Genomic DNA, 19,522 nt, shown 5'->3' on the forward strand with positions numbered 1-19,522 from the left:
CGGCGCGTCGCCCGCGCTCCGAATAGACCGCGAGAACGGCTTTGTTCAGGAGAGTCCTAGGGCGCCGCGCTCACGTCTTCCGGCGGAACAGACGCTGCCCGAGGACGATCGCGAACGTCGCGACGAACGCCCCGGCGGCACCGGAGAACGCGCCGAGGAACGGCAGCACCGCGAACGTCGCGAACACCAGCGCGGCCGCGACCCCGCCGGAGACGGCGGAGACCTTCAGCGACGTCTCGAACCGGCCCGGCGGACGTTCGACGGCGGCGTCGGCGACCGGCGCCGGTTCCCGCCGGGACCGCGCCGGGGGAGACGCGGCCGGACGCCCGAGAGCGGCGTCCGCCTCGGCGATCAGTCGGTCGATCTCGTCCTTGGAGCTCACGAGCTCATCCTGCCAGCCGGAGCCCGGGTGCGGGGGACCAAGATGGTCGCGTGATCGCGCTGAACGACCCCCAGACCGCGCAGGACATCGACCGGATCCGGGAGACGTTCGCCGCGGCCGACTACACCACCGACGGCGTCTCCGACCTGCTCGGCCACGTCGCCGAGCTGGCCCTGGCCCGCCACGAGACCGTGCCCGCCCGGCGCGCCGCCCGCGCGGCCGGCTCGCCGCTGGCGGCGCTCGTCCGGCTCTTCCTGCTCCAGGACACCGTCGCGGCCGCCGACCTCCCGCTGCCGCTGGACGCCGCGACCCGGCTCGGGCTCGTCGAGACCTCGGGCGACGAGGTCCGCGCCCTGCTCGACGCGCGCCCGCACGACGAAGGGTTCTACGTCGTCTCCGACCTCGGCTCCGGGCTGGACGGGAACGTCCGGCCGGTCCCGGCCGACCACGTGCTCGGCGTCGGCGGGGCATCGGTCTCCCTCGCTGAGCTGACGGTTCGTCACCCTGTCGAGCGGGCATTGGATCTGGGCACCGGTTGCGGTGTTCAGGCCCTGCACCTGACCCGGCACGCGCGGTCGGTCGTCGGGACCGACGTCCTCCCGCGCGCGCTGCAGCTGGCGGCGCTGTCGGCGGGGCTGTCCGGGGTCACGGTGGACCTGCGCGAGGGCGGGCTGTTCGACCCGGTCGCCGGGGACAGCTTCGACCTGATCGTCTCCAACCCGCCCTTCGTCATCGGGGCCGGCGACGGCCGGCGGACGTACCGCGACGGCGGGCTCGCGGGCGACGAGCTGTGCCGGCGGCTCGTCGGCGCGGCGCCCGGCTACCTGTCCGAGGGTGGCTGGTGCCAGGTCCTCGCGAACTGGGTCCACCGCCGCGGTGAGGACTGGCGCGAACGTGTCGCCGGCTGGTTGCCGGGCAACTGCGACGCCTGGGCGCTGCAGCGCGAGATCCTCGATCCCGCCGCCTATGTCTCGCTCTGGCTGCACGACGCCGGCGACGTCGCCGGCCCGGACTACCGCGACCGCTACGACGCCTGGCTCGGTGCGCTGGAGACGGAGCAGGTCGAGGGCATCGGCTTCGGCTGGATCTGCCTGCGCCGCACCGAAGGGACCGGCACCCACCGGGTCGAGGACTGGCCGCACGCCGTCGAGGCTCCGCTCGGGCCGCACGTCGCCGACGCTTTCGACCGCGTCGCCTGGCTGCGCACCCGCGACGACGCCGCGTTGCTGATGGCCCGTCTGATCGTCGCGGACGACGTGACGCAGGAACTGATCGGCGACCCGGGCGCCGAGGACCCCCAGCACGTGGTGCTCCGGCAGGCCCACGGTCTGCGCCGCGCCGTGCAGGTCGACACCGCGACCGCCGCCCTGGTCGGCGCGTGCACCGGGCAGGCCCCCGCGGGCGTGCTGGTCGACGCCGTCGCCACCCTGCTCGACGAACCGGAGGACGCGATGCGGACCCGGCTGCTGCCGCAGATCCGCGACCTGGTCGGGCAGGGCTTCCTCGCGCCCGGTGGCCTGTTCTCGGGGGAGGTCCGCCGGTGAGCCCGCTCCTCGGGGGCGTCCTCGTCTTTCTCAGCTCGGCCGCGGTCCTGGTCCTGGAGATCCTCAGCCTCCGCCTGGTTGCGCCCTACGCCGGCATCACGCTCGAGGTGAGCACCGCCGTCATCGGATTCGCCCTCGCGGCGATCGCGCTCGGCTCCTGGCTCGGCGGCGTCGCGGCCGACCGCTGGGACCCGCGCCGGATGATCGGACCCGTTCTCATCGCCGCCGGCGGCCTGACGATGCTGATCGTCCCGGCCATCCGCGCGACCGGCGAGGCGATCTCCGGCAACGACGACGGGGCCGTACTCACGATGGCGGCGATCGCCGTACTGTTCCCGGCGGCGTTGCTCTCGGCGGTGACCCCGATGGTCGTGAAGACCCAGCTCGGCTCGCTGGAGAAGACGGGCTCGGTCGTCGGCATGCTCTCCGGGACGGGGACGGTCGGCGCGCTGGTCGGCACCTTCGCCACCGGGTTCCTGCTGGTCTCCTCGGCCCCGACGTCGCGGATCTTCTACGCCCTCGGCATCGGGCTGATCGTGCTCGGCGTCGGTGTGGCCGCGCGCCACCAGCTCAAGGCCGCGGCCGCGAGCGGTACCAGCGCGGCGGTGATCGGCGCGGGCGCGTTCGTGATCGCCCCGCAGCCGTGCGACACCGAGACCGCGTACCACTGCGCGAAGGTCCTGACCGACCCGACGCGGCCGACCGGCCGGGTCCTGCAGCTCGACACGCTGCGCCACTCCTACGTCGACCTCGCCGATCCGACGCACCTGGAGTTCCCCTACATCCGCACGTTCGGCGCCGTGTTCGACGCCCTACGCCCCCCGGGGGAGCCGGTGCGCGCGCTGCACATCGGCGGTGGCGGCGCGACCCTGCCGCGGTACGTCGACGCCACCCGGCCGGGCAGTGCCAACCTCATCGTCGAGATCGACTCCGGCGTCATCGACATCGACCGCAAGCAGCTCGGGCTCGTCACGGGGGACGGCATCGAGGTCGCGATCCGCGACGGCCGGAAGGCGCTCGCCGGCCAGCCGGACGACTCCTGGGACGCCGTCGTGATGGACGCTTTCGGCGGCATCGCCGTCCCGTGGCACCTGACGACCCGTGAGGTCGTGGAGGACGCCCGCCGCGTCGTCGGCCCCGACGGGCTGTACCTGGTGAACGTCATCGACTACTGGCCGTCCGACTTCGCCCGGGCCGAGGTCGCCACCGTCGCCTCGGTGTTCCGCAACGTCGCGCTGGTGTCCTACCCGGCGGTCTTCGACTCCACCGGCGGCGGCAACCTCGTGATCGTCGCCTCCGACGGCCCGCTCCCGGCGTTCGCCGCCGCGATCGAGAACAACGTCCGGCAGTTCGTCGTCCGCACCGGCCCCGACGTCACCGAGTTCGCCCGCGACGCCAGGATCCTCCGCGACGACTTCGCCCCCGTCGACCAGCTCATCACCGTTCCCGCCGGCTGACCCCGCTCTGCGGGATGACGTCCCGCAGCGGTGGGGTGTCGGCCCTTGTGCGGGCTGACAGGGGGCCTCTGCGGGACGTCATCCCGCAGCGGTGGGGTGTCGGCCCTTGTGCGGGCTGACAGGGCGCCCCTGCGGGACGTCATCCCGCGGACTCGGCGGCGTCCATGGCGGTGAGGATGCGTTTCTCGGAGACCGGGTGGGCGGTGCCGAGGGTCTGGGCGAACAGGCTGACCCGGAGCTCTTCGAGCATCCAGCGGATCGCGACGACATCGGGGTCGGACCGCCGGGCGGCCGGGAGGGCGGCGACGAGGTCGGTGTACTCGCGGGAGAGCTGCGCGACCTGGGCCATCCGGGCCGCGTCGCGCTCGGGGTTCTCGTTCAGCTTGTCGAGCCGGCGGCCGATGCCGCGCAGGTAGCGCGCGACGTGGGGGAGCCGGTCGGCCCCGGCCTCGGCGACGAAGCCGGGGTGGAGCAGCCCGGTGTACTGCGTGCGCATGTCGAGGACGGCGGGGGAGTCGCCGGCCCGGGCGAGGGCGGCGTCGACCTCCTGAGCGACCGTCAGAATCGTGACGACCTGCCCGACGACCGCTTCGAACCGCGCCGGCAGTTCGGCGCGCACGGCCGCGAGCAGCGCGGCGTACGCGGCGGCGTCGCGCACCGGGCCACCGGAGGCCGCGACGATCGCGTCCACCGCGGCGTCGGCGCAGTCGGCGAACAGGGCGGACCCGTTCTCGTGCGGAGCGGCCGCGAGCGCGAGCTTGGCCCGATTCGGCAGCCGGCCGAGGACGGCCTTCACCGGTGGGCTGACCTCGGTGAGCAACAGCCGCCGCACCCCACCGGCCATCGCGGCGCGGGCGGCGTGAGCGTCCGGCAGCACCCGGAGCGCGGCGGTGCCGTTCTCGTCGACGAGCGCGGGGTACCCCTCGACCACGCGGCCGTCCTGGACGCGGGAGTACGTCTCCGGCACCGCGCCCTCGGGCAGATCCGGCCACCCGCCGAGCGCCGGCCGTTCGAGCGCCGCGGCGCCGGCGGCCACCATCGACGCGACCGTCGGTGCGAGCTTCGCCGCGAGCTCGGCCAGGTCCTTGCCCTCGCCGAGCGTCCGGCCGCGCTCGTCCTCGACGCGGAAGGTCATGCGCAGGTGCGGCGGGACCCGCTCCCAGTCCCAGTCCTCGGGGTCGATCGGGACGCCGTTGCGCGCGCCGAGCTCGCGCTCCAGCGCGGTGGTGATCGGCTCCCCGGCGTTCGGGTCGAGCCGCGGCAGGACGGCCGCGGCGTGGTCGGGCGCCGGGACGAAGCTGCGCCGGATCGGCTTGGGCAGCGAACGGATCAGCGCCGTCACGAGTTCGGGGCGCAGGCCCGGCACCTGCCAGTCGAACCCGACGGGGGAGACGCGGTTCAGCACCGAGAGCGGGATGTGCACCGTGACGCCGTCCGCGTCGGTGCCCGGCTCGAACTGGTAGCTCAGCGCGAAGGTCTCGGGGCCGGCGGCGGTGCGCGCGGTCCAGGTGTCGGGGTAGTCGTCGCGCGAGACCTCGGTCCCGCGGTCGGAGAGGAGAAGCTCGGGGTCCGCGTCGAGCAGGTTCGGCTGGGTGCGTCGCGTCTTCTTCCACCACGTGTCGAAGTGCCGGGCCGAGACGACGTCCGCGGGGATCCGGGCGTCGTAGAAGGCGAAGAGTGTCTCGTCGTCGACGACCAGGCCACGCCGCCGCGACCGGTGCTCGAGCTCCTCGACGGCCTCCCGCAGCGCCTGGTTGTGGGCGAAGAACTTGTGGTGGGTCTCCCAGTCGCCCTCGACCAGCGCGTTGCGGATGAACAGCTCGCGGCACAGGCCGGGGTCGATGCGCGCGTAGTCGACCTTGCGCCCGGCCACCAGCGTCAGCCCGTGCAGCGTCACGCGCTCGTAGGCGACGACGGCGCCGCGCTTGCGCTCCCAGTGCGGCTCGGAGTAGTTCCGCTTGACGAGGTGCTCCGCGAGCGGCTCGACCCACTCGGGCTCGATCCTCGCCACCGTGCGGGCGAACAGCCGCGAGGTCTCGACGAGCTCGGCCGCCATCACCCACTTCGGTGGCTTCTTCGCCAGCGCCGACCCCGGGAAGACCGAGAAGCGTGTGTTGCGGGTGCCGACGAACTCCCGGTACGAGCCCTTGGCGCCGTCGACGTCCTGGTTCCCGATCTGTGTCAGCAGGCCGGTCAGCAGCGCGAGGTGGACCTTCTGCGGGTCGCCGGGGTTGCTGTTCCACCGCAGCCCGATCTGGCCGGCCACCTCACGCAGCTGCGCGACGAGGTCCTGCCACTCGCGGACGCGGAGGTAGTGCAGGTAGTCGGCGGTGCACAACTTGCGGAACTTCGCCGAGGACAGTTCCCGCTGCTGCTCACGCAGGTACGTCCAGAGATTGAGGTACACCAAAAAATCTGACGTTGGGTCATTGAAGCGCGCATGCTTGGCGCGCGCGGCCTCCTGGGCCTCGACCGGACGCTCACGCGGATCCTGGATCGACAACGCCGCCGCGATGATGATGACCTCACGCAGGACGCCGTAGCGGTCGGCCTCGAGAATCATGCGCCCGATGCGCGGGTCCACCGGCAGCTGCGCCAGCTTGCGCCCGACCGGCGTCAGCGCGCCGTCGGGCGTCAGTGCCCCGAGCTCCTCCAGCAGTGCGACGCCGTCCGCGACGCTCCGCCGGTCCGGCGGGTCGACGAACGGGAACGCCGCGACGTCACCGAGGCCGATCGCCGTCATCTGCAGGATGACGCTCGCCAGGTTCGTCCGCAGGATCTCCGGCTCGGTGAACTCGGGCCGCCCGAGGTAGTCCTCCTCCGAGTACAGCCGGATGCAGATGCCCTCGGCGACGCGACCGCACCGGCCCGCGCGCTGGTTGGCCGAGGCCTGGGAGACCGCCTCGATCGGGAGTCGCTGCACCTTGCGCCGGGTGCTGTACCGGGAGATGCGCGCGGTGCCGGCGTCGACGACGTACCGGATCCCCGGCACCGTCAGCGAGGTCTCGGCCACGTTCGTCGCGAGCACGACGCGGCGCCCGGAGTGCGGCGCGAACACCCGGTGCTGGTCCGCGTTGGAGAGGCGTGCGTACAGCGGCAGGATCTCGACCGGCAGACCTGATCGGGCGTCAGGTCGGAGCCGGCCGCGCAGGGCGTCGGCGGTGTCGCGGATCTCGCGTTCGCCGGAGAGGAAGACCAGGACGTCGCCCGGCCCCTCGCGGAAGAGCTCCTCGACCGCGTCGCAGACCCCGGCGGGCATGTCGTGCGGCTCCACCCGGTCGTCGCGGCGCTCGTTCTCGGTGTCCGAGACCAGCGGGCGGTAGCGGACCTCGACCGGGTACGTCCGGCCGGACACCTCGACGATCGGCGCCGGCCGGCCGCCGGGAGAGGCGAAGTGCCGCGCGAAGCGCTCCGGGTCGATCGTCGCCGAGGTGATGACGATCTTCAGGTCCGGCCGCGCCGGCATCAGCTGACGCAGGTAGCCGAGGATGAAGTCGATGTTGAGGCTGCGCTCGTGCGCCTCGTCGATGATCAGGGTGTCGTAGCCCAGCAGTCGGCGGTCGCGCTGGATCTCGGCGAGCAGGATGCCGTCGGTCATCAGCTTCACGAGCGTGTTCTCGCCGACCCGGTCGGTGAAGCGGATCTGATAGCCGACCGCCTCGCCGAGGTTCGTGCCGAGCTCGTCCGCGATCCGGTCGGCCACGGTCCGCGCCGCCAGCCGCCGCGGCTGGGTGTGCCCGATCAGCCCGCGGACGCCCCGGCCGAGTTCGAGGCAGATCTTCGGCAGCTGCGTCGTCTTGCCCGACCCGGTCTCGCCGGCCACGACGACGACCTGGGAGTCGCGGATCGCCGCGGCGATCTCGTCCCGCCGCGCGCTGATCGGCAGCTCTTCGGGGTACGTGATCTCCGGCCGCGCCGTCGCCCGCAGCTCGGCCCGCACCGCGGCGGTCGCGACGTCGTCCGCCAGCTTGGCCAGCGCCGCCGGCTCCGTCCGTCGGCGCAGCGCCTCCAGCCGGCGCCCGAGCCGGTGCGCGTCCCGCAGCGTCAGGGTGTCCAGCTGCTCCCGCAGCGCGCGGAGCTGCGCTCGGGTCTCGGGATCGAGGGGTGTCTGGCGGGCCATTTACTCCCGAAAGTGCACCACGGCACCCCCGGAAGCAAAATTCAGGTGCCGTACTGCGCTTTCGGGGCGGCGGCGGGGGCCGGGCGGCGGGCGAGCTGGCGCAGGACGGCCTGGGTGGCGAGGTCGGCGGTCTGGCGCTCGTCGAGGGCGAGCCGGGCGTTGGTGAGCGACCCGCGGTGGACGCGCTCGGACAGGACGGACAACGACGCGTCGGCGACGAGCGCGACGATCGAGCCGAGCGACGTTCGTGAGGTCGGGAGCACGCGGTTTCCCCTCCGGGCGGGATGGCCGCCCCTGCGGTCGGGATGGTGAAGCCTTGCCGGTGCGAGGTGACGCACCACCTCTGACTGCAACGGTCGTCGACCGGTGTGGCGATTCCGTTCCCCGCAGATGAATTCGGTGTGATCTGTGCCGCACTGATCGGTCACGGTCCGAAACATTTCTCAGGTTGAGTCGCGCTCGGCGCTCAAGTCGGCCGCCCGGCGGGCCGATCCCCCCGGTGTCCTCCTTGCCCGGCGGACGCACCAGGGGAGGCACGGCAATGGCGCGCAGGGCCCGCAGAACCGGTCCGCGGCCGTCCGTCCTCGTCGCCGGGCTGTCCGGGATCGCCGTGCTCGCGGCCGCCGTCGTGGCGCTCTCCCCGTCCGCGGAGCCCGAACGGCTCCCGGCCGGCGACTACGTCCTGCGCGCCCAGTCCGGCGAGTTGGACGACGTGCTGCGGGACGTCCGTGCCGCGGGCGGGACCGTCACCGGCGAGTTCGACTCCCTCGACGGCGCCGCCGTGCGCCTCGACTCCGACGCCGCCACCGCCCTCGCCGCCGACGGGCGCGTCGCTGCCCTGACCCCGGACGTCGACGTCCCCGCGCCGGCCCCCGCCACGACCCCGGCGCCCACTTCGGCGAAGACCAACCCGAAGAAGAGCAGCGGCTCGACCAAGTCCCCGGCCAAGCAGCCGAAGACGCCGACCAACACCACGACCAAGCCGAGGAACTCCCCGGCCGGCGGTCCGACGCACGACGGGGGAGCGGGGCAGGCCTACGACGCCGCGGCGGACCCGAACTCGCTGTGCAACATCGCGAAGCTCGTCGGGGTCCGGCCGATGTGGAAGCAGGGCGGGACGGGCAAGGGCGTCGACGTCGCGCTGATCGACTCAGGTGTCGCGCCGGTCGCCGGGCTGAACGCGCCCGGGAAGGTGATCCACGGCCCGGACCTGACGCCCGAGTCGCAGAACCCGAGCACCCGCTACCTGGACACCTTCGGCCACGGCACCCACATGGCCGGGATCATCGCCGGCAAGGACGCGGGCGTCGACACCAAGAAGTCGGGCTCCTGCGAGGGCTTCGCGGGCATGGCGCCGGACGCCCGGATCATCAGCGTCAAGGCGGCCGACGCGCACGGCGCGACCGACGTCTCGCAGATCCTCGCGGCGATCGACTGGGTCGTGCAGCACGCGAAGGACCCCGGGATGAACATCCGGGTCCTCAACCTGAGCTTCGGCACGGACGGGACGCAGGACTACGTCGTCGACCCGCTCTCCCACGCGGTCGAGGTCGCCTGGCGCAAGGGTATCGTCGTCGTGGTCTCGGCCGGCAACTCCGGCTTCGCCGACGGCCGCCTGACGAACCCGGCGCGCAACCCGCACATCCTCGCCGTCGGTGCGGACGACACCAAGGGAACGATGTCGACGCTGGACGACACGATCCCGGAGTTCTCCTCGCGCGGGGACAGCAAGCGCAACCCCGACATCGTGGCCCCCGGCAAGAGCGTGCAGAGCCTGCGCGTCCCCGGCTCGTACATCGACACCGCCTACGGGGAGAAGGGCGCCTTCGCCGGCCGCTTCTTCCGGGGCAGCGGCACCTCGCAGGCGGCGGCGGTCGCGTCCGGCGCGATCGCGGCACTGATCTCCGCCCGCCCGAACCTCACCCCCGAGCAGGTCAAGCTGCTCACGGCGACGCTCGGCCTCGGCCTGGTCGTCGCGGACCCGCGGGCCCAGGGCCACGGGCTGCTGCAGCTCGGCGTCCCGGCCCTCGTCGCGGCGCTGACCTCCCCGCCGCTGGTCGGCAACCTCATCGAGCCGGCCGCCGGGCTGCTCAACGGCCTGCTGAACGGCCAGCTCGCCGCCCCGCGGGCCAAGGGCACTGGGACGCTCGAGGGCGCACGTGGCAAGGATCACCTCGAGCTCGACGGGAAGCTGCTGACCGGCGAGAAGGACATCTTCGGCAAACCGTTCAACTCCGCCGCCCACGCGAAGGCTGCCGCCGCGGGCAGCGCCTGGAACGGGGGCACCTGGAACGGCTCCACGTGGGCCGGACGGACCTGGGCCGGGCGCACCTGGGCATCCACCGAATGGCTGGGTCGCACCTGGGCCGGACGGACCTGGGCCGGCCGGACTTGGGCGGATGGGTCCTGGAATGGCCGGACTTGGGCCGGTGGAACGTGGAACGGACGCACCTGGGCCGGCGTCTCATGGGCTGGGCGTACCTGGGCAGGTACGGACTTCGCCGGAGGAGACTGGCAGTGAGCGGAAGCAGGGCAATGGACCGCAAGGGCGCCTCGCGCCGTGGTCTGGTGGCTCTGCTGACCGCCCGGGGGACACGGATCCTCGGCCTCATCGTCTTCCTGGTCGCCGCCGGCACCGCGATGCTGATGTGGACGCCGGCGCTGGAGAACAAGGCGCCCGGCCCGACCCACCTGCCGTGGTGGGCGATGGTCCTGATGTTCGCCGTCGCCGAGATGGTCGTGCTGCACATCCAGATCCGGCGTGAGGCGCAGACGGTCTCGCTCTCGGAGATCCCGCTGGTCGTCGGCCTGTTCATGGCCGGTCCGGAGGGCCTGCTCGTCGGCCGCGTCGTCGGTTCGCTGCTCATCTTCGTCTTCCACCGCCGCCAGGCCCCGATCAAGGTCGCGTTCAACACCGCCCTGGTCTTCGCCTCCGGCGCGCTGGCCCTGACGATCTGGTCGCTGGCCTTCAACGGCCAGGAGGCCGGTCCCCAGGCGTGGGCCGCCGCCTTCGCCGCGCTGGTCGCCGCCGGGTCGTTCGACGCGACGATCACCACGATGGCGATCGCCTGCTACGAGGGCCGCATCAAGATCTCCCGCATGGCCCGCGAGGTCGCGAGCGCCGGCACCCTGGCCGCCGCCGTCGGCACCGTCGGCCTGGTCGCCGCCACCGCGGTCACCTACGACGTCCGCAGCGCGTTCCTCGTCGAGGCCGCCGGTGCCCTGCTGCTGCTCGGGTACCGCGCCTACGCCTCGCTGCGGGAGCGCCACGAGAGCCTCGAGCAGCTGTACCACTTCTCCGAGGTCGTCTCCGGCGCGCACGACGTCGACACCGTCCTGCGCTCGGTCCTGGCCCAGGCCCGTCAGCTGCTGCGCAGCGACCGCGCCGAGTTCCTGTCCTTCGACTTCCCGGGCGCCCTGGCCCCGGCCCGGATGAGCCTGCTGCCCGACGGCGTCCACAAGGAGGCCGTCGCCGAGGTCGGGCACACCGTCGTCGACGCCGACCCGGTCGTGGCGCGCGTGCGCCGCGAGCGCCGCTCGGTCCTGCTCGCCCGCACCACCAAGGACGCGGCCGAGAAGGAGTACCTGGCCGAGCACGGCCTGCGCGAGGCCATCGTCGTCCCGCTGCACATGGACGGCGTCATCGTCGGCACGCTCTCGGTCGGCAACCGCCTCGGCGAGGTCCGCGGCTTCGACGCCGGCGACGTCCGCCTGCTGGAGACCGTCGCGAACCACGCCGGTGTCGCGCTGAAGTCCGGCTCGCTGATCGCCCGCCTCTCGCACGAGGCGCACCACGACACCCTGACCGGCCTGCCCAACCGCCACCTGCTGCAGCAGGAGCTCGACGCCGCGATCGCGGCCGTCCGCCTCGGCACCTCGGTCGGCTGCGCGGTGATGATCAGCGACCTCAACGGCTTCAAGGAGGTCAACGACACCCTCGGCCACCAGCACGGCGACCAACTTCTCCGGGACGTCGCGCGCCAGTTCGTCGAGGTCGCCGAGGGCTCTGAAGGATCGGGCCGGACGCTGGTCGCCCGGCTCGGCGGTGACGAGTTCGCGGTTCTGCTCACCGACGTCGCCGGCCCGGACGAGGCCTCCGCGCTGGCGCAGGCCATGGTCGACTCGCTCTCGGCCCCGATGCGTCTGGACGGTGTCTCGGTCGAGGTCTCCGCCTCGATCGGTGTCGCGATGGCCCCGCTGCACGGCGAGGACGTGTCCGGCCTGCTCAAGCGCGCCGACGTCGCGATGTACGCGGCCAAGGCCAACGGCGGCGGCGTCCGCTTCTACGACGAGGGCCTGCAGGAGGCCGCCAACCCGAGCCGGCTGGCGCTGGTCGGCGAGCTCCGCTCCGCGATCAAGGACGGCGGCATCGAGGCCTGGGTCCAGCCCAAGGCCTCGCTGGTCGACGGCTCGATCGTCGGTGTCGAGGCCCTGGCCCGCTGGCGGCACGCGGACGGTGTCCGTGGCCCGCACGAGTTCCTGCCCGTCGCCGAGGCCAACGGCATGATCGGCGCGCTGACCGAGGCGATGCTCGACTCCTCCCTCTCCGCGTGCTCGGCGTGGCTGCGGCGCGGCATCCAGGCCGGCGTCGCGGTGAACGTCTCGCCGCGCAGCCTGCGCGACACCTCGTTCGCCGAGACCGTCTCCGCGGTGCTCGCCCGGCACGACGTCCCCGCGCACCTGCTGACGCTGGAGATCACCGAGACCTCCCTGATGGCCGACAGCCCGCAGGCGCTCGACGTCCTGGTCCGGCTGAACGCGCTCGGCGTCCGGCTCTCGATCGACGACTTCGGCACCGGCTACTCGTCGCTGGCGTACCTGCGCCGCCTGCCGGTCAACGAGATCAAGATCGACCGCGAGTTCACCTCGCGCATCGAGACCGACCCGCGCGTGCTCATGATCGTCCGGTCGGTCGCCGACCTCGCCCGCAACATCGGCATGCAGACCGTCGCCGAGGGTGTGGAGGACCAGGAGACCTTTGGCCGGCTCCAGGAGCTCGGCGTCGGCCAGGCGCAGGGCTACCACATCTCGCGCCCGATGCCGGCGTCCGAGTTCCCGGCCTGGCTCGACCGCTACAACGAGGACCTGAACGGGCCCCGCCCGCTGCTCCCCGGCGGTCGTCGTCCCCGCTCGCACGCGGCGGCCTAGTACGTCTTTTCACGGGGCTGACCCGGTCGCTCACCTGGGAATTCGCGACATCCACCGGCCGACACGCCGCGGGGGAGTTGCGATCTTGGTCCCGATGTCAGGCAAAATGACATCGGCGTCATCTGTTCTTCCCGAACTGGCACGTCGAGACCGCAGGGGAAGGCGTATCTCGAGCCGAGTCCAGCCAGGAGGAAACACGTGACGACCACTCGTGGAGTGCTGTACATCCACTCCGCTCAGTCCGCCATGTGCCCGCACGTCGAATGGGCCGTGGCGGGAGTTCTCGGCGTCTCGGTGAACTTCGACTGGACGCCGCAACCGGCCGCGCCGTCGCAGTGGCGAGCCGAGCTGTCCTGGCAGGGAGAGCGCGGTACCGGGGCCGCCCTGGCCTCCGCGCTGCGTGGCTGGAATCAGCTGCGCTACGAGGTGACCGAGGAGCCCGTGGCCGGCCACGAGGGTGCGCGCTACAGCTGCACCCCGAGCCTGGGCATGTTCCACGCCGTCATCGGCGTGCACGGGGACATCATGATCCCCGAGGACCGGCTCCGCGCCGCGATGAACCGTGCCCGCGAGACCGAGGACTGCGACCTCGCCGACGAGATCGACCTGATGCTGGGTCAGCCCTGGGACGACGAGCTCGAGCCCTTCCGCTACGCCGGCGACGGCGCCCCCGTCCGCTGGCTGCACCAGGTCGGCTGACCCCTGCCGGTCGGCTGACCCCTGCGGGATGACGTCCCGCAGGGTGGGGGTGTCAGCCCGGCTGCGGGCTGACAGGGCGGTGCTGCGGGACGTCATCCCGCAGGACGGCGGCGGCCTCAGACCGAGGTGAAGACCACGCAGATGTTGTGGCCGCCGAAGCCGAAGGAGTTGTTCAGCGCCGCGATCGGGCCGGACGGGAGGTCCCGGGGCTCGACGCGGACGATGTCGATGTCGGCGTCGTCGTCGGGGTCGTCGACGTTGATCGTCGGCGGGGCCTTGCGCTCCGCGACGGCGAGGACGGTCGCGACGCCCTCGACGGCACCGGCGGCGCCGAGGAGGTGACCGGTCATCGACTTGGTGGCGGAGACCGCGACCGAGTCGAGCGCGGAGCCGAGGACCTTGCGCAGGGCGAGGATCTCGGCGACGTCACCGAGCGGCGTGGACGTCGCGTGGGCGTTGACGTGCTTGAGGTCGGCCGCGGTGATGCCGGAGTTCTCGAGCGCGAACTGCAGGGCGCGGGTGACGCCGGCGCCGTCGGGCTCGGGCTGTGCGATGTGGTGGGCGTCGGAGCTCATGCCCGCGCCGGCGACGGCGCAGTAGATGCGGGCGCCGCGGGCGCGCGCGTGCTCCTCGGACTCCAGCACGATCACGCCGGAACCCTCACCGAGGACGAAGCCGTCGCGCGCCTTGTCGTAGGGACGCGAGGCCCGCTCCGGCTCGTCGTTGCGGGTCGACATCGCCTTCATGGCGGCGAAGGCGGCCATCGGCAGCGGGTGGATGCAGGCCTCGGTGCCGCCGGCGAGGACGACGTCCGCGCGGCCGGTGCGGATCATGTCCGCGCCCATGGCGATCGCCTCGGCGCCGGACGCACAGGCTGAGACCGGCGTGTGCACGCCGGCCCGCGCGGTCCGCTCGAGGCCGATCGCGGCGGCCGGGCCGTTCGGCATCAGCATCGGGATCGCGAGCGGCGAGACGAAGCGCGCGCCCTTGGCGTTCAGGGTGTCGTACGCGGAGAGCAGCGTGGTGATGCCGCCGATGCCGGAGGCGACCACGACGCCGAGCCGCTCGGGCTCGACGCCGACGTCGTCGCCGCCCGCGTCCGCCCACGCATCGCGGGCGGCGATCACGGCCATCTGCCCACCGCGGTCGAGGCGCCGGGCCTGGACGCGGTCCATGACCTCGGAGGGGTCGACCGCGACCCGCGCGGCGATCTGCACCGGCAGGTCGGCGGCCCACTCCTCGGTCAACGAACGGACACCGGAGCGTCCGGCGAGCAGCGCGGACCACGTCGTCCGCGCGTCGCCACCCAGGGGCGTGGTCGCCCCGACTCCGGTGACCACGACGGTCCGTGTGCTCATGCGCTACTCCACCCTCTCCGGTTCAGAACCCGATCAGCGAACGACGATCAGGCGTTCGACGCGATGTAGGACACCGCGTCGCCCACCGTGACGAGCTTCTTGACCTCGTCGTCCGGGATCTTGACGCCGAAGCGCTCCTCGGCCGCGACGACGACCTCGACCATCGACAGCGAGTCGATGTCCAGGTCCTCGATGAAGGCCTTGTCCGGCTGCACGTCCTCCGCCGGGATGCCGACGATCTCGTTCACGATCTCGCCCAGGCCGGCGATGATCTCGTCCTCGGATGCCATGCGGTGCTCTCCTGTCGTTCTGCGGTGATCGGGTGGGCTGGGGGAACTACCGGTGCCGGCACGGCCGACCAGGTCAGCGTAGGGCCGTGTCGGGGTGCGACCGGATCAGGGGATGGTCACCACCTGGGCGGCGAAGCTCAGGCCGGCGCCGAATCCGACGAGCAGCGCGGTGGCGCCGCTCGCGATCTCGCCGCGCTCGAGCATCGTCTCCATCGCCAGGGGGACCGAGGCCGCCGAGGTGTTGCCGGAGTCGGCGATGTCCCGGGCGATCGCGATGTGCGAGGGCAGCTTGAGCGCCCGCACCATCGCGTCGGTGATCCGCATGTTGGCCTGGTGGGGGATGAACGCGTCGATGTCGTCGAACGTCAGCCCGGCGACCTCGACGGCGCGACGCGCGACCGGGGCCATCTCGTAGGCGGCCCACCGGAAGACCTGCTGGCCGTTCATCTGGAGGAAGGCGCGCTCACCGGCGGTGGCCTTGGTGACCCAGTCGGCGTTCATCTCGATCGCCGAGGCCTGGCTGCCGTCGGCCCCCCAGACGACCGGGCCGATGCCCGGGACGTCGGACGGACCGATCACCGCAGCGCCCGAGCCGTCGCCGAAGATGAACGCGATGCTGCGGTCGGTCGGGTCGACGACGTCGCTGAACTTCTCGGTGCCGATGACGAGGACGTACTCCGCGCTGCCGCCGCGGATCATGTCCGAGCCGAGCGCGACGCCGTGGCAGAACCCGGCGCAGGCGATGTTGAGGTCGAAGGCGGCGGCGTTCGTCGCGCCGAGGCGGTGCGCGACCTCCGGGCCGGCCGCCGGGATCTGCACGATCGTCGTGCACGAGGCGACGATGACGGCGCTGACCTGCTCGGGCGCGATGCCCGCCGCGGCGATGGCCTTCCCGCCCGCGGCCACCGACATGTCCTGGATCGTCTCGCCGGGCGCGGCGAAGCGCCGGGTGGCGATGCCGGAGCGCGTCCGGATCCACTCGTCGGTGGAGTCGATGTGCTCGCAGATCTCGGCGTTGGTCACCAGGCGCGCGGGCCGGTAGCCCCCGACGCTGTAGAGCCGGGTGTGCGCGGCGCCGGTGGACGGCCGGATCGGGCCCGTCACGGAAGCAGGTCCCGGGCTGCGGCCAGGTCGTTCGGGGTCTTCACAGCTACGGACGCTACGCCGCGCATGCCGCGCTTGGCGAGGCCGACGAGCGTCCCACCAGGCAGAAGCTCGATGATGCCCGTCACGTTCAGGCTCAGCATCGACTCCATGCACAGGTCCCAGCGCACCGGGTTACTGACCTGCTTGACCAGGCGGTCGAGCACCTCGGCGCCGGTCGCGACGGCCTGTCCGTCGGCGTTCGAGAGCAGCTTCGTGACCGGGTCCGCGGGCGTGAGACCGGCGGCGAGGGCCGCGAGCTGCTCGACCGCGGGCGCCATGTGCGTGGTGTGGAACGCCCCGGCGACCGAGAGCGGGATCAGCCGCGCCTTCTCCGGCCCGTCCGCGGCGAGGGCGGCGAGCTGCTCCAGCGTCCCGGCGGCGACGATCTGGCCGGCGCCGTTGTCGTTCGCGGGGGTGAGCCCGTGCTCGGCGAGCTTGGCGAGGACGGCGTCCCGGTCGCCGCCGAGGACGGCCGTCATGCCGGTCGGGGTGACCGCGGACGCCTCGGCCATCCCGCGCCCCCGCGCGGCGACGAAGGTCATCGCGGCCTCGGCGGACAGCACGCCGGCCGCGGCCGTCGCGGTCAGTTCACCGACGCTGTGCCCGGCCAGGACGCCTGCGGCGTCCGCGACGGGGTCGGCGTCGGCGGGGGTGCCGAGGAGCTCGGCGAGCGAGGCCAGACCGGCCGCGACGAGCAGCGGCTGCGCGACCGCGGTGTCCTTGATCTGCTCCGCGTCACCCTTGGTGCCGAGCTCGATCAGGTCGATCTGCGCGACCTCCGACCAGGCACCCAGCCGCGCGGCGAACGCGGGGAGCTCCAGCCAGGGCTCGAGGAAGCCGGGGGTCTGGGCCCCCTGACCGGGGGCGACGATCGCCAGCATGGGTCCACCTTGTGCTCTTCGGGCAGGTGCGCGCCCCTGCGGCCGGGGCCAACGCGCTTTGCGGGCCTTTGTACACGTCCTACAACCGTCGGTCGAAAAAGGGTGACACCCCTTACTCCGCAGTAAGGGGTGTCACCCCCTACTCCGCAGTAAGGGGTGTCACCCCTTCTTCACGTCAGGGCTGACTGTTTCGCCTGGCGGTCAGGGGAGGCGGCCGAGGGTGAGGGCGAGGCGGAGGGCGTAGGCGCCGCGGGCGGTGCCGGGGACGGCGCCGGTGATCTCGGCAGCGCGGCGGAGCCGGTACCGGACGGTGTTGGGGTGGACGAACAACGCCCGGGCGGTGGCCTCCAGGGACCCGGCGAGCTCGAGGAAGGTCCCGACGGTCTCGAGGATCGACGAGCCCGCGGTCGCGAGCGGTTCGTAGAAGTCCTCCACCAGGGCGCGGCGGGCGGCGGCGTCGCCGGCGAGGGCGCGCTCGGGCAGGAGGTCGTCGGCCTCGACCGGGCGCGGGGCGGCGGGCCACGCAGCGACGGCGCGCAGCCCCGACAGTGCGGCCGCGGCGGACCCCGTCGCGGACCCGAGGTCCGGCACCAGCGGTCCGACGACGACCGGGCCCGGCCCGAAGCGGTCGACGACCGCGCGCCCGGCGGCGCGGAGGTCCGTGACGCCGCCGAGGATCACGAGCAGTCGCTCGCCCTGCACACCGACGAGCACGTCGAGGTCGGCGTGCCGGGCCGCGCGCTGGACCGCGCGAACGACGTCGGCCGGATCGCCGTCCGGGCTGAGCCCGGCGGCGACGGTGACCGGGCCGGGGTGCGACCAGCCCACCGCGGCGGCGCGGGAGTTCAGCGCCTCGTCGGGCTCGCCGCGCAGGACGGCGTCGACGATCAGCGCCTCCAGCCGGGCGTCCCAGGCGCCGCGGGCCTCGGCGGCCGTGGCGTACACCTGCGCGGCGGCGAACGCGAGCTCGCGGGAGTAGCGGAGCACGGCGGTGCGCAGCCAGTCCGCCTCGCCGGGCGCGGCGAGGTCGTCGACCTGGCGCTCCAGCACCTCGACGGTGAGCCGGACGAGCTCGACGGTCTGCGGCAGGGACACCGCGCGGGCCATCTCCGGCGGCGCGGCGGCGAAGACGTCGGTGGGCAGCTGCGCGCCCGCCTCGGGGTCCCGCAGCCAGCTCGTGAACGACGTCAGGCCGGCGGTCACGATCAGCCCGATCAGCGACCGCCGCTCCGCGGGCAGCTCGCGGTACCAGAGGAGCTGGGAGTTCATCGCGTCCACGGCGGCCGCGGAGATCTGGCCGGCGGCCTGCTCGACCCGCCGGACCGTCGCCTCGTGCTCGGCGTGGACGGCGCTCGCCCGGGGTGGCGACATGGACCGCAGCCTAGGCGGCACGATCGGCGCGGTTCGGGTGGATCTCGGGGAAGATCTCCGGGATGAGTGAGAGCCGCGACCCGCTCGGGGACCTGGACTCGATCGCGTTCCTGCTGGAGCGCGGTCACGCCCCGACCCACCGCGTGAAGGCGTTCCGCAACGCCGCCGCGGTGCTCGCCGACCTGCCCGAGGGCGAGCTGGAGGCCCGCGTCACCGCCGGGACGCTGAAGGAGCTCAAGGGCATCGGCGACACCACGGCGACCGTGGTCGAGGAGTCGCTCGCCGGCACCGTGCCGGCCTACCTGCGCAAGCTCGCGGCCGAGTCACCGGCGTCGGTCGCGCCCGGGGGAGAGGCGATCCGCGCGGCGCTCAAGGGCGACCTGCACAGCCACTCCGACTGGTCGGACGGCGGCAGCCCGATCGAGGAGATGGCCCGCACCGCCGCGGACGTCATCGGCCACGAGTACCTGGTCCTCACCGACCACTCGCCGCGGCTGACGGTTGCGAACGGGCTCTCCCGCGAGCGCCTGCTGCGCCAGCTCGACGTGGTCGCCGAGATCAACGAGCGGCTGGCGCCGTTCCGGCTGCTGACCGGGATCGAGGTCGACATCCTCGACGACGGGTCGCTCGACCAGGACGCCGATCTGCTCGCGCGGCTCGACGTCGTCGTCGCGAGTGTCCACTCCAAGCTCAAGATGGACGCCGACTCGATGACCCGGCGGATGGTGAACGCCGTCGCGAACCCGCACGTCGACGTCCTCGGCCACTGCACCGGCCGCATCGTGAAGCGCGATCCCGACGGCAAGCGCGGGGGACGGGGCGGCCGCCCGGAGTCGGAGTTCGACGCCGAACTCGTCTTCGCCGCCTGCGCGCGGTTCGACGTGGCGGTGGAGATCAACTCCCGCCCCGAACGGCTCGATCCGCCCAAGCGACTGATCGCGATGGCGGTCGAGGCCGGATGCCGTTTCTCGATCGACTCCGACGCCCACGCGCCTGGCCAGCTCGACTGGCAGCCCCACGGTTGCGTCCGCGCGACGGAGATGGGTCTGAGCCCGGATCAGATCGTCAACACCTGGAACCTGGACACCCTGCTGGAGTGGACCCGCCGCCGGTCCTGAGACAGCGT

The 19,522-nt window shown here is 73.0% G+C and carries 14 protein-coding genes; 6 read left to right on the forward strand and 8 right to left on the reverse strand.

Annotated features, from left to right (window positions below; translation table 11 throughout):
• Positions 1-70: 70 nt before the first annotated feature.
• A complete protein-coding gene (locus tag ABD401_RS24375) occupies positions 71-382 on the reverse strand; it encodes a hypothetical protein (RefSeq protein ID WP_344609705.1) in 312 nt (103 codons plus the stop codon).
• 50 nt (positions 383-432) lie between these two features.
• Here ABD401_RS24375 and ABD401_RS24380 point away from each other — a divergent pair, with 50 nt between their 5' ends.
• Entirely contained in the window at positions 433-1,926 is a 1,494-nt protein-coding gene (locus tag ABD401_RS24380) for a DUF7059 domain-containing protein (protein WP_344609707.1), read from the forward strand.
• Positions 1,923-3,383 (forward strand): fused MFS/spermidine synthase, encoded by a 1,461-nt coding sequence (locus ABD401_RS24385; RefSeq protein ID WP_344609709.1) that lies wholly within the window; start codon positions 1,923-1,925, stop codon positions 3,381-3,383. Before ABD401_RS24380 ends, ABD401_RS24385 begins: the two co-directional genes overlap by 4 nt.
• 139 nt (positions 3,384-3,522) lie before the next feature.
• On the opposite strand, the gene hrpA is transcribed toward ABD401_RS24385, so the two are convergent.
• Both hrpA and ABD401_RS24395 read right to left on the reverse strand, forming a co-directional pair.
• The gene (gene hrpA, locus ABD401_RS24390; RefSeq protein ID WP_344609711.1) at positions 3,523-7,503 is read right to left on the reverse strand and encodes an ATP-dependent RNA helicase HrpA; all 3,981 of its coding nucleotides are present in this window, start codon (positions 7,501-7,503) and stop codon (positions 3,523-3,525) included.
• A gap of 41 nt (positions 7,504-7,544) precedes the next feature.
• Positions 7,545-7,766, reverse strand: a complete 222-nt coding sequence (locus ABD401_RS24395; RefSeq protein WP_344609713.1) for a hypothetical protein — start codon at positions 7,764-7,766, stop codon at positions 7,545-7,547.
• A 278-nt stretch (positions 7,767-8,044) separates the two neighbouring features.
• On the opposite strand from ABD401_RS24395, the gene ABD401_RS24400 reads away from it, so the two are divergent.
• The 3 genes from ABD401_RS24400 to ABD401_RS24410 all read left to right on the forward strand — a co-directional run bounded on the left by ABD401_RS24400 (position 8,045) and on the right by ABD401_RS24410 (position 13,350).
• Positions 8,045-10,024, forward strand: a complete 1,980-nt coding sequence (locus tag ABD401_RS24400) for a S8 family serine peptidase (protein ID WP_344609715.1) — start codon at positions 8,045-8,047, stop codon at positions 10,022-10,024.
• Positions 10,021-12,651, forward strand: coding sequence for a putative bifunctional diguanylate cyclase/phosphodiesterase (locus tag ABD401_RS24405; protein ID WP_344609717.1), 2,631 nt, complete (start codon positions 10,021-10,023; stop codon positions 12,649-12,651). The genes ABD401_RS24400 and ABD401_RS24405 overlap by 4 nt, the downstream gene beginning before the upstream one ends.
• A 198-nt stretch (positions 12,652-12,849) precedes the next feature.
• Positions 12,850-13,350, forward strand: a complete 501-nt coding sequence (locus tag ABD401_RS24410; protein ID WP_344609719.1) for a DUF3145 domain-containing protein — start codon at positions 12,850-12,852, stop codon at positions 13,348-13,350.
• 116 nt (positions 13,351-13,466) lie between these two features.
• Here the strand turns inward: ABD401_RS24410 and fabF are convergent, their stop codons facing one another.
• From fabF to ABD401_RS24435, 5 genes are all read right to left on the reverse strand, one after another.
• Positions 13,467-14,708, reverse strand: a complete 1,242-nt coding sequence (gene fabF / locus ABD401_RS24415; protein WP_344609721.1) for a beta-ketoacyl-ACP synthase II — start codon at positions 14,706-14,708, stop codon at positions 13,467-13,469.
• Positions 14,709-14,755: 47 nt separating this feature from the next.
• The gene (locus ABD401_RS24420) at positions 14,756-14,998 is read right to left on the reverse strand and encodes an acyl carrier protein (RefSeq protein ID WP_019877849.1); all 243 of its coding nucleotides are present in this window, start codon (positions 14,996-14,998) and stop codon (positions 14,756-14,758) included.
• 105 nt (positions 14,999-15,103) lie between these two features.
• A complete protein-coding gene (locus tag ABD401_RS24425) occupies positions 15,104-16,102 on the reverse strand; it encodes a beta-ketoacyl-ACP synthase III (RefSeq protein ID WP_344609723.1) in 999 nt (332 codons plus the stop codon).
• Positions 16,099-17,025 carry an ACP S-malonyltransferase gene (locus ABD401_RS24430; protein WP_344609725.1) on the reverse strand — a complete coding sequence of 309 codons (927 nt, stop codon included), beginning with the start codon at positions 17,023-17,025 and terminating at the stop codon, positions 16,099-16,101. Before ABD401_RS24430 ends, ABD401_RS24425 begins: the two co-directional genes overlap by 4 nt.
• A 201-nt stretch (positions 17,026-17,226) precedes the next feature.
• Positions 17,227-18,396, reverse strand: coding sequence for a PucR family transcriptional regulator (locus ABD401_RS24435; protein WP_344609727.1), 1,170 nt, complete (start codon positions 18,394-18,396; stop codon positions 17,227-17,229).
• Positions 18,397-18,458: 62 nt separating this feature from the next.
• Between ABD401_RS24435 and ABD401_RS24440 the strand changes: the two genes are divergently transcribed.
• Positions 18,459-19,514, forward strand: coding sequence for a PHP domain-containing protein (locus ABD401_RS24440; protein WP_344609729.1), 1,056 nt, complete (start codon positions 18,459-18,461; stop codon positions 19,512-19,514).
• The last annotated feature ends 8 nt before the right edge of the window (positions 19,515-19,522 follow it).

This window comes from Sporichthya brevicatena (assembly GCF_039525035.1).
GTDB lineage: Bacteria > Actinomycetota > Actinomycetes > Sporichthyales > Sporichthyaceae > Sporichthya > Sporichthya brevicatena.